Source organism: Photobacterium rosenbergii, assembly GCF_003026455.1.
In the GTDB taxonomy this organism is placed as follows: Bacteria; Pseudomonadota; Gammaproteobacteria; order Enterobacterales; family Vibrionaceae; genus Photobacterium; species Photobacterium rosenbergii.
In genome coordinates, this window is the sequence record NZ_PYMB01000050.1 from 1 (window position 1) to 11673 (window position 11673).

9 protein-coding genes are annotated in these 11673 nt (G+C 49.6%); 7 read left to right on the forward strand and 2 right to left on the reverse strand.

From position 1 onward, the window contains the following. Positions 1–1949: 1949 nt before the first annotated feature. Both C9J01_RS29050 and C9J01_RS29055 read left to right on the forward strand, forming a co-directional pair. A complete protein-coding gene (locus C9J01_RS29050) occupies positions 1950–2180 on the forward strand; it encodes a DUF2789 domain-containing protein (RefSeq protein ID WP_107301537.1) in 231 nt (76 codons plus the stop codon). A 99-nt stretch (positions 2181–2279) separates the two neighbouring features. Then, the gene (locus tag C9J01_RS29055; protein ID WP_107301538.1) at positions 2280–2561 is read left to right on the forward strand and encodes a hypothetical protein; all 282 of its coding nucleotides are present in this window, start codon (positions 2280–2282) and stop codon (positions 2559–2561) included. A 56-nt stretch (positions 2562–2617) separates the two neighbouring features. Here the strand turns inward: C9J01_RS29055 and C9J01_RS29060 are convergent, their stop codons facing one another. Both C9J01_RS29060 and syd read right to left on the reverse strand, forming a co-directional pair. Then, positions 2618–3394, reverse strand: a complete 777-nt coding sequence (locus C9J01_RS29060) for a Zn-ribbon-containing protein (RefSeq protein ID WP_107301539.1) — start codon at positions 3392–3394, stop codon at positions 2618–2620. A 3-nt stretch (positions 3395–3397) separates the two neighbouring features. Further along, positions 3398–3964: a SecY-interacting protein gene (gene syd / locus C9J01_RS29065; protein WP_107301540.1), complete on the reverse strand. Its 567-nt coding sequence runs from the start codon at positions 3962–3964 to the stop codon at positions 3398–3400. 63 nt (positions 3965–4027) lie between these two features. Between syd and queF the strand changes: the two genes are divergently transcribed. The 5 genes from queF to xni all read left to right on the forward strand — a co-directional run bounded on the left by queF (position 4028) and on the right by xni (position 11504). Further along, positions 4028–4873, forward strand: coding sequence for an NADPH-dependent 7-cyano-7-deazaguanine reductase QueF (queF, locus tag C9J01_RS29070; protein ID WP_107301541.1), 846 nt, complete (start codon positions 4028–4030; stop codon positions 4871–4873). Between the two features lie 175 nt (positions 4874–5048). Further along, positions 5049–7328, forward strand: a complete 2280-nt coding sequence (locus C9J01_RS29075) for a tetratricopeptide repeat-containing diguanylate cyclase (RefSeq protein ID WP_107301542.1) — start codon at positions 5049–5051, stop codon at positions 7326–7328. A gap of 135 nt (positions 7329–7463) precedes the next feature. Further along, positions 7464–9020, forward strand: coding sequence for a GGDEF domain-containing protein (locus tag C9J01_RS29080; RefSeq protein ID WP_107301543.1), 1557 nt, complete (start codon positions 7464–7466; stop codon positions 9018–9020). A 230-nt stretch (positions 9021–9250) separates the two neighbouring features. After that, on the forward strand, positions 9251–10627 hold the full coding sequence (ppnN, locus tag C9J01_RS29085; protein WP_107301544.1) for a nucleotide 5'-monophosphate nucleosidase PpnN: 1377 nt from the start codon (positions 9251–9253) through the stop codon (positions 10625–10627). 100 nt (positions 10628–10727) lie between these two features. After that, complete coding sequence (gene xni / locus C9J01_RS29090) at positions 10728–11504, forward strand: flap endonuclease Xni (RefSeq protein ID WP_107301545.1); 777 nt, start codon at positions 10728–10730, stop codon at positions 11502–11504. The last annotated feature ends 169 nt before the right edge of the window (positions 11505–11673 follow it).

Below are 11673 nucleotides of genomic sequence, written 5' to 3' on the forward strand. Positions count from 1 at the left end.
GGGAATCGATAGATTCTTGAACTGCAGCAAGCTTAAACTCATCAGAAAAACTTCGTCGACTTACAACTTTCATATGAACACCTCTTATTCCTGATAAAGAGGTGTCTACTTTTAGGGAGTCACATCACAGGATTTAAAAAAGCGGTTGAACGTCAAGTTCTATCTTTGCTTTTGCTCTGCCTAGGCACAAGGACCCGCTATTCCTAGGCCCAGTGCGATATTTTCAAAGAAAAGTGGATAAGCCAAAGCAATCGCAAATGGATATCGGAAGTGTTTTTGCTGACGCAAAAAAAGAACGGGCGCAACTTGCGTTGCGCCCTTAGGTCTTACATGCAGCCGTCCTGCTACGATAGTGCTCCCTGCGACTGTCCTTGTTTTTCTAAATTCCTTAGCGGTAATCCCTAAACCCCATCCCCGGGTTGTCCTTGGTAGTTCCTTGACCCGTCGCGTTATCCTTATGCGACTCTCTCATCCATCCTGGCGGTGTCCCTGCCTTCATCCTGAAGGGTTCCTAGAACTTATCCTTAAGTTGTCCTCTTGCCCTATCCTAGAGCGCTATCCCTAAGCCCCAATCCTTGAGGTGTTCCGGCTTATCCTAAAGCTGTCCTGCTCATCCTGACGGCAATCATCCTGATCCCCGACGGTATCCATTCCGTGTCCATGACATCCAGTCTGCTAACCACCTTGTTAGCACTGCCTTTCCTAGGCTTGCAGCATCCGTCTGCTTTCCAAATCCTGTGCCAACTCCCTGTCGACGAAGCCCATATTACGCCCATTAGGATTTCATACAATTGACTATCAGGCACCATGGATCGCAAAAGATCATTCATCATAAAAATGAAAACATTAAGCAGTTGATATTTATATATAAAAAATCAAAAGCCGACTATTTTCACCGAATTTGATCTTTATTAGTCTCACAGCTTTGTAAGAGATCTCTCACAAGGGGTGAAGGCTATAACTGCACCCCGTTTCACAAGGGTATTATTCTGCGTTTCAATTAAGTTACAGAGATTAGTCCAAAATATGACAGTTTTGGCCGTATGATATAGAAGTTTTGCGGTCCTGGGTCCTGGGTCCTGGGTCCTGGGTCCTGGGTCCTGGGTCCTGCAGGCAGCATTAGAAATAAAATCAATCACTTCAAGCTTTTGATTTTGCTTTTCCTAGGGCCATCTCTTCCCAGGGCCAGTGTGATGCATTAGAAGGCTAGTGATACAAAAGAAGCGTATCTTGAAGGTAATCGAAGAGTTTAACTGGAAGCCAAAAAAGAACGGGCGCAACTTTCGTTGCGCCCTTAGGTCTTACTTGCAGCAATCCCGCTACGATGGTGCTCCCTGCATCATTCCGTTGACAGCTGTATTCCTTCAGCATTGTCCTTTTTTACTTCATCCTGAAGTGATCCTGTGGCCATCCTGACCCGTCAGTCCATCCTGTCCTGACTCTCAACATCCATCCTGGAGGTGTCCCTAACTTCTTCCTGAAGTGGTCCTTTTGTCATCCTGACTGGTAAACGTCCTGCTTACCATTTTGCCGTTCCTCGGCTATCCCTTCACAGTCCTTGTTCGACATACCATCCTAGTACACCGGTCTCTTCCTGAGACAAACCAAATCCTTGGCTTATTTCCTGTTCCGTTCCGTCAGTTCCTTCCGACAGGGTTAATATTACGTATTTCCCCCTCGGCAAAATAGCACTTGTCGCTAATTTCTTTCTTCCTTACAAGCAGAGAAAATCATCACAAAACAATAAAACCAATACGATTCAGAAACTTAACTGCAAACAGTGAGCTTATTCGCTGCTGTCTTCACCATAATTTCCCACACCTTTGTAAGAGATCTCTCACAAGGGCATGAGATGAATAGGAATACCACGAAAATGAATGGAACCTGCCAGACAGTAAAATTTCTCTATAATTAGTCATAAAACATTATGCGCTAGCCAAGGAGTGTCCATGGAAACCTTCAACCACAACCTTGCATCCCTGTTCAGCCAATTGGGATTGAATAATTCCAAAGAGTTTATCGAAACCTTCTTGGCCGAACACCACCTTGCCCAACATGAACAGTTATCCGAGGCCAACTTTTGGCAACCAGCCCAAAAACGTTTTCTCAAAGAATCACAAGAGCAAGATGCCGACTGGTGCGAAGTCATCGACCAATTGGATGCCTTATTAAGAAAATAAGTCGGAAAGTAATTAGGAATCGTCCACGGCTTTGCTGTTGTGCCCTCGGGTATGATTGGGTGAAAATAGCCTGGTGAACGACAGCAACAAGGAAACAGCATGTCATCTGAAATTACTAAAGCCCTGACCGACGCCATTGATGCACTTGTCGCCGAAGGCAAAGAGCCATCGGTGGCACTGATTAAGTCACGGTTAGTCGATCCTCTGCCGATGCCACTAATTATCAAAGCATTGCAGAGTTGGAAATCGAGTGCCCGCGTGCCGAAAATCGAAAAAGTGGAGAGCCAGCCTTCAGCTGAAGCACGGATAGCGGCATTGGAGCAGCAAGTCGCCACCCTCACAGCTAGGCTGGAGAAACTGGAAAGCCAACAGGCTAAGTAACAAACGTCAGTTGGATACCTAAAGAGAAAAAGCGCAATTTCCACTGCGCTTTTTCATTACTGGAAATCCCAAGACAGATTGGAGACGATTCGGCACTTGTCGCACTTGTAGTGGAAAATACCATGCAGGGGTTCATCCAGCCGCCACTGGCCACCACATTTCGGGCATGGCCGGTTGAGCTCACTTTCTAAGCTTTCACCGCCAACCCGGTATTGATAGTAGTAAGTTGGAATTTTGGTGATGTATTCGATCCGCCCGCGCAAATCCCAACCACGGCGAAAAATATCACTGTCAGCATCGCGAATTTCATGCAGGGCAGCATGTTCAGCCTGACAAGCCCCGGCCATTTGTATTTCATCGCACGCTTGCCATTCGGTCTGCCATTTCACCACCGCTTTGTGGTCACCGTTGAGAGTTGGCTCCGGCAAGCGGTATAACGGGATTGGCATTAACGTTTCACCGCAGCGCAGAGGTGAGCATGTATGGACATAGGTGGTGTAGATCACCTGCCAGCTTGGCGAGAAATTCTCGGCGGCGGCTTCAGAATTCAAATCCCTACCCAGCAGCTTCACTTTGGGGCTGAGCAAACTCGCATGACTCAAGCGATTCAAGCAAGCCTTGACCTGAGGGCTGTGGAAACGGGAGTGCAGGCTTTCCTCTTCAGGGCACACCGCCCTTACCTTGAATGTGCCTTCATCCATGACGATAGGGAACTCTCGCCCGAGCACCTGGCCATTGTAGCGCAAGGCATCCATTAACCCATTGATGGCAGTATCAACAGCTGCGACGGTGGTATTATCAAAACACTCAAATTGCAATTCGACAACGTACATAACTTACTCAGCCTTAACCACAGGTTCTAGTGCTGCAAGGAAATCTTCAAGGTTTGGGGAAAGCACTTCGCGCTTGTCCTTACCCAGCGTTTCCAAAATCACCTCTCCGGTAAGGTTGCACACTGAAATCACTTCGCTTTCAGAATCCATTGCCCCGATAAAGATGGTGGGTTTTAGCTTCAAACGGCGCTGCGTCACCAAGTGGCCCAAAATATTTTCCTGCAGGCGCAACACATCGTCCTCACTAAAGGCTTGAAGCAAATCAAATTCAACCACGCCTGTCACGGTCTGGAATTTAGCAGCCATATCGCCACTGAACTGGGCGCCATAGAAAGCGACGATGTCTTCATGCAGGCGAAGCTCGATCCCTTTCTCGACAGCAGCAAGATCCCCCATCGGTTCTCGAGCGACGGGTTGCCAAGTCACTTCATAGCCGTCATCTGCCTTGACACAAGGTGATGATAGACCCACAAGGTCATCACTACGGGGAAAACCTTGACCTGCATCACACCATGCTTGCAAAAAACGGGAAGAAAATTCGGATAACGCCGCTGCAACGGGATGATTCATTCGCAACCTCTCAAAAGATTAAGTAAACTTTGGCTATTCTAATCCAAGTGTGTCCAGGACAGTATGAGCAAATATCAAGACGCGAAAGAATTAGCCGGTTTAACCCTAGGTAAAACGACGGAATACATAGATCAGTATGACCCATCTCTTCTTCAGCCTGTACCACGTAGCCTGAACCGAGATGATCTGGCCCTTGGCGATACCCTTCCGTTTACCGGTTATGATATCTGGACACTCTACGAGCTGTCTTGGCTAAACAAAAAAGGCCTACCACAAGTGGCTATCGGTGAAGTGCGCCTGCCAGCCAGCAGCCCTAATCTTATTGAGTCAAAGTCATTCAAGCTTTACCTCAACAGCTTCAACCAAACCAAGTTTGACAGCTGGCAGCAAATTGCAGATACCCTGCAAAAAGATCTGAGTGAGTGCGCGGGTGCCGATGTCGATGTGACCGTTCAGCCCCTGTCTGATTTTGACGATCAGCCAATTGCTAACTTCTTTGGTGAGTGCATCGACGATCAGGATATCGAAATTACCGATTACGACTTCGACCCATCACACCTAGAGGGTGCTTTATCTGATGAGACTGTGACTGAGATCCTGCACAGCCACCTATTGAAGTCTAACTGCCTGGTCACCAGCCAGCCTGACTGGGGCAGCGTGCGTATTTCCTACACAGGTAAGAAAATCGACCGCGAAAAACTGCTGCGCTACCTGATCTCCTTCCGTGACCACAACGAGTTCCATGAGCAATGCGTTGAGCGTATTTTTACGGACATCATGAAGTTCTGTAAGCCAGAGCTATTGACGGTTTACGCCCGTTATACCCGCCGGGGTGGTTTGGACATCAACCCTTACCGCACCAATATGGGTAAAACCCCTAGCGATAACTTCCGCTTGGCTAGACAATAATTCTGCAAATTGATGGCACCGAGCTGATTGATAAACACAAATGTGCAAAAAATTACTCAGTGAGGTGTATGCCCGAGTAAGTTGGGAATTAGTCCAGCAAAATCGAAGACTTTGCTGGACTTGATAAGCTAACCCATTAATATTGGTGGTACTGTATTTTTGGGTTTTTAAAAGTATGTCTGCTAGCCGTTGGCTGATCCGTTTGCTGTTCATTGGCATGATCTCGTTCAGCACACAAGCTAAAATTTTTACCACGCCAATCCTGGCAGAAGCCAATGAGCTGCTCCCAACCAACCCTGAGCAATCTCTGGCTATTACTACCCGCTACCTCAACCAGCGTCGCCTGAGTGCCCCCAAAGAAACCTCCCGCGTTCATATCAATGACGAAACTGATCATTCCGTTAGAACGCCGCTTAGCACCGTCAATGCATTGCAGATATTGGCCAAAGCTCATTCATTGCTGAACCAACCAGAAGAAGCAATGGCCGCCATCAAACAGGCTGAGGTCCTTTCGACCGAGGAAAACCTCACGTTCAGCCAACTTGAGAGCCAGCTTATCCATGCCGATATCTATTGGGAGAACCTAAAAAACAATGCCCGCTCACTCAAGATGCTGGATGAAATAGAGAAAGGTATTGCTGCAAGTACTAACCTGATGCTCGACAGCCAGATCAAACGCTTGCAGTACCAATCCCTCATGCAGCGCTCAGTCATTGAATCGGCTACTGATCAGGAAAGCAAGGCAGAGAAAGGCTTCCTGAAAGCCAAGCGTTATTTGATCAATCTTGATGATCCCGGCGAACTCATCCATTACCAATTGGTCGTAGGCCGGCATTACTTCAAACATGGCCATTACGATACCGCCCTAGATCGGCTATTGAGTGGTTATTGGCTCGCCGTTGAAAACGACGACCAAGCCCAAACCGCTGTCGCTAACTACGAGTTAGCCATTCTGTTCGAACAGCGTAAAGTTTTCGACAAGGCGCTTGAGCATGCTACCCAGGCCGGTGAATTCTTCGAGCATTATGATCGCAGCAGGCCGCTAGCAAAAACCTTGGAGCTGATCGCTTCCATCTATGAGCAGCAAGGCCGCTTCAACCTAGCGCTGGTCCATTACTTCAACGCCCTGGATCAGGAGAACCAACTCAACAGCGATATCCGATCGGCCAGACTGAGGCTCAACATCGCCCGTGTTTACCTGCAACTATACAACTACCCCAAATCCGAGCAGTACCTTCACCATACGCGCTTGATTGCGACCCAGACCGGTAACGAAGCTATCATGGCTGAAGCCCAGATCCTCCAGGGGGAGTTGGAGTTGGCTGAAGGCAACATTGAGGAAGCTATCTCGAACCTGCAAACCGGTTTGATTGCAGCCAGCCGTATCGGCAACCGTGACCTCCAGCTGGAAGGGGAAAACATACTCTCACGTGCGTTTGAACAGCAAAGCGATTATTACAATGCCCTGCTGAGCCAGCGCCGATACGAGCAACTCTTTAGTACCAAGCAGCAGGCACAAGTTAAAAGCAATGTCGAAGTCTTCAAACAACAGCAGCGTATGCTTGAACGTGCTTTGCACCTTGAAGAACTAGAGCGCCAGCAATTCGAAAGCAGCAAAGCCCTCTACAAACAGAAAAATGTCACCATTTTCCTGTTCTGCCTTAGTGGCGTGATCTTCATCGTGCTGATGCGACGCCACAAAACCGCCAAACAACTCCAGGCCCGACTGCTGCGTTTGCGCAATGATTTCTATACCCACCCTCGCAGTGGGCTCCGAAACCTACGAATGCTAACCGCCAAACTGCCTAACTCCCTACAGCAAAGTAGTGCTAACTTCGAGCAATGGCACCTGGGGGAGATCATCAACGAGCCATTGAGTGACCGCTTACGCTTTGCACTGTTCGAGGTCCCCTTCCTCAAACATATCTATCTCAAACATGGCTACCAGCAAGGTCTGGAGCTTGAGCGCCAGTTCGGTGAATACCTCAACCAGCAGATATGTGAACCGGCAAGGCTTTATCATTTCTCCGATGCCATGTTCTTGTATATTGAACCGAACTCTCGTTTGGACTCAGCACCGGATCAACTGGCTAATTCTCTACAGCAGTTAGTTGATAGATTCCTCGAGGGCAAACATATCGACAACCGCGTCAGGATCGGTATGGCGGAATATCCGTTCCTGCCACGGGCCTACACGGCAATCAACGACCATGAGCTTCTCGATATTTTGCTAATGGCCACCAATGCAGCGAGGGAAATCAGCAAGGAGGAATCTGGCAGCCAGTGGGTACACCTCAGTGCGATTGATGCTGCCCCAGCCGCCAGTTTTGCCAGTGACAACATTCGCCGATCCTGCATTCAGGGCATACATAACGGGCTAGTAAAAGTACAAACTTCAGGAAGTTGCGACATTAGCTGGAACAATGATCACGTTTCTGACAAAAATATCAGTTAATCTAATGGAATTTTTCGGCACATGGCCGATAACAATGAATTAGAGGAAAGTTTTTGTTAGCATGAAATTTCCTATCAATTTTTAAACTCTTGATAAGAAACAAGTTTACCACTATATGGACTGCGCTTTAGCCCTGTGACAGACATTAATGCCGTAGCTTCGCAATTGAGTCAATTGAAGCTGCGTTTGGATCAAGCTCAACTCTCCCACCGAGACGCTTCGTTAAAATCTAGGCGGGAATTGGCGATCCTTAAACGCCTGATCAGCCGCCTTTCTGTTGCTTGTCATGGCATAGACAAAGAGCTTGATGAGAAGCTGGCTATGCTGCGCCAAGACTTGGAGCAGCAGAAAGATATCAGCCAGCTCATCCCACGCATTGCTGTGGTTGAAAGGCTAGCCAACCGGATGGGCGAAACCCAGCCCAAAGAGCGGGAGCAACTGGATAAACAGTTCCAGCGCAGTAGCGAAATTTTACGCCGCTTTCCAGGTCTACCTGCCCAGCTAAAACGCGATCTCCATCAACTCCTTTCCCAGCCAGCAGCTTCACTTTCCAGTTCATTCGAACAAGTGCTAGGCCTAATGACGCTGTATGAGCGTGCATTGAAGCTGGTCGCCACCAAAGGGCTACAAAACAATCCGGCAGCCATCCAGCAGGACTTGCTGATGAAGCTCACTGCGGAGCTGCAACACCTGATCACCGAGCTCGACTTCGATGGTGAGGCTGGCGATAAACTGCTAACCATACGTAACCAACTTCTCAAAGGTGTCTCCCCCTCATCACTCTTAGAGGTGTCCCTTGAGGTGCTTAGATTAGTACTCGATGGCACCCATCAGGAGCGCCATGCCTCGCAGCAGTTCCTTGATAATGTTAATGGCGAGCTGGGTACCTTGAGTAAAACCACCCAACAAAGTGCCGAGCAAAGCCACACTATCTACGAGCACCGCGGTGAAATGACTAATGAACTGGCCGAATTGGCGCAGTCGATCAAGTCAGGCTTGCAAACCCACAAGCAGCTCGATAGCTGGCGTCCTGAACTGACTCACCTCACCAAAGAACTACTCGTTCTCGCCGAGCGTAACAAGGCGTTAGAAAAGCGCGAGAAAGCCCTGCTGGAACAGTTGAGCTACAACAAGTCAAAGATCGAGCACCTTTACGAGCAAACACAGGATTACCGCCAGAGGCTCACCGATCAAGAGCAGCGGATCTTCCTCGACAACCTCACCAAGGTGTACAACCGCAGTGCCCTTAATGAGCGCCTTGAGCACGAATACCGCCGCTGGTTGCGTTACCAGCACCCGCTTTGCGTCACTCTGGTAGATATCGACAATTTCAGCTCGGTCAATAAACACTACGGTCATCAGGCCGGCGATAAAATCCTAAAGATCATCGCCCGGACAATCCGCAAGCAGCTCGAGCCAACCGACTTTATCGGCCGTTTCGGCGATGATGCCTTTATGCTGATTCTGCCCGATGCCAGCGAAGAGCAACGTAACCAGCGCCTGACGGCTATCCGCCAGGCTATCGCTCAGTTGCCGTTCCGCTTTCGTGACAACAACATCACTATCACGGTCTCGATGGGGGCGACCTTGTTCGAAAGCAATGATACCCCTGCAGATATCATCGAGCGGACCGACAAAGCCCTGACCGGTGCACGTAGTGCTGGTAGCAACCGGATTTTCTGGATTTTCTGATCCCACCGTAAATCATCAACCTATCAATGGCTGGTAAAAACGGGCTACTCTGTGTATGGTAAATATATCAGTCACTTGTAATTCATATTTTCTCTTAGGCTGATCTTCAGGAAACAGAGTGTACTCCCAACCGGTTTACTTTCTGCTTCACCCGGCAGTATTCACCGATTCTTCCTACAATGAATACACCCAGTGGATACCGCCACCTTGTCATGACCAGGGAGGTAATCATGATCACTCATATCAGTCCAGTAGGTGCAATGGACCTACTTTCCCAACATGAAGTCGATTTGCTCAAAGCAACGGCCTCTAGTGACATCTACCGCCTGTACCGTAACTGTTCGCTGGCGGTACTCAACTCAGGTAGCCACACCGATAACTCAAAAGAGCTACTGGAAAAAAACAAAAGCTTCGACGTCAATGTCATGCGACGAGAACGCGGCATCAAGCTAGAGTTGATGAACCCACCAGAGCACGCCTTCGTCGATGGCCGGATCATCCGCGGGATCCAGGAACACATGTTCGCCGTGCTGCGCGATATTGTTTACGTCAACATGCATGTACAACAACGCAAGGATATCAACCTCACCAGCTCACCGCACATCACCAACTTTGTCTTCAGTGTGCTTCGCAACGCCCAAACCGTTCGCTCCGGTGAAGATCCCAACATTGTAGTGTGCTGGGGTGGCCACTCGATCAACCCTGTCGAGTATCAATATACCCGTGAAGTCGGTAACGAATTAGGGTTGCGTGAGCTTAACATCTGTACCGGTTGTGGCCCCGGAGCTATGGAAGGACCAATGAAAGGCGCAGCCATCGGCCATGCCAAGCAGCGTTTTCCCAACAGCCGGTTTATCGGCCTGACCGAGCCGTCGATTATCGCGGCAGAGCCACCTAACCCGATTGTCAACGAGTTGGTCATTTTGCCTGACATCGAAAAACGCCTCGAAGCCTTCGTGCGGGTCGGCCACGGTATCATCATTTTCCCTGGCGGTGCGGGTACGGCAGAGGAGCTACTCTATATCCTCGGGATCTTGATGGAACCGGAAAATGCCGATCAGCCAATGCCGGTGGTCCTGACCGGGCCGAAAGAGTCCGAGCCCTACTTCCGTACCCTCGACAGCTTTATCCGGGATACCCTAGGTGAGGATGCCACCAAGCATTACCAGATCATCATCGACGACCCGGAGAAAGTGGCCCGGGTGATGAAATCTGCCATGCCACTGATCAAGGAACACCGCCTAGCCACTGGCGATGCCTACAGCTACAACTGGTCACTGGCTATCCCACCGGAGTTCCAACTACCTTTCGAGCCGACCCACGAGTCAATGGCAAGCCTAGACCTGCACATGAACCAACGCCCAGAGCACCTTGCCGCCAACTTACGCCGGGCCTTCTCTGGTATTGTGGCGGGCAACGTCAAAGAGGAAGGGATCAGGGAGATAGAACGTAGGGGCCGCTTTAAAATCAATGGTGATGTCAGCCTGATGAAACGGATGGACAAACTACTTGCCCAGTTCGTCGAACAGCAGAGAATGAAACTGCCCGGTAGCCATTACGAACCGTGCTACGAAATCATCACCGCCGCGCCGCCAATTGCGAAATAATCACCATAGCCCGTCAGATGGCGGTGCACATCGCAAGCAACTATGCGTACAATAAAGGGTCTGTTGACCCTTTTTTCTTTACTGCTACACGGTTTACGCTATGTCGTCTATCCACCTTGTCATCATTGATGCCCTCAATTTGATCCGCCGCGTTCATGCCGCCCAGCATGGCGAACCCGATGTCCACAACACAGCTAAAGTCTGCTGTCAGGCTCTGGGGAAAATCATCAAGAGCAGTCAACCCACCCACATCGTGGCGGTATTCGATCACCATGGCGAAGACCGTGGCTGGCGAGCCGAGCTGCTGCCTCATTACAAAGAAGGGCGCAAACCTATGCCCGAAGAGTTGATGGCAGGCATGGATATCATCCAGGATGCGTTCATGGATATGGGGATCGACTCGCTGCTTTCTGACGGTGACGAGGCCGATGATCTCGTAGCCACACTGGCATTGAAAGTTGCCTCTCGCGGCCAGCAAGTCACCATCATCTCCACTGACAAAGGCTATTGCCAACTGCTCCAGCCCACTTTGCGGATCCGCGATTACTTCCAACAACGCTGGCTCGACAGTCCCTTTGTCGAAAAAGAATTCGGCGTCAAGCCAGAGCAACTCCCTGATTACTGGGGCTTGGCAGGCATAAGTTCGAGTAAAATTCCCGGCGTCACCGGGATTGGCCCCAAGGCCGCAGTAGAGTTGCTCAGCCTCTACCCGAACTTAGAGGCCATCTTGGCCGCAGACGACCTACCAACAAAATGGCAGAAGAAAATCGATGCCAGCCGCGATGAAGCGATAGCCTCCAAGCAAGTTGCCTCACTGAAGACCGACTTGGTTCTGGGATTCAATTTGCAGGATATACGCTTTACAGCGGGGGGATAGTAGCAGGTGCTGGGTGCTGGGTGCTGGGTGCTGGGTGCTGGGGTGATATGACCCCCGTAAAGTAGACACGGGGGTTAATTTCTCAGTTCGTACATCATGGGACTCAATCCACCATTAGTCCCATGCCTTCTGACTACATTGTAATAGCCATTGATATAGTTGCGACACT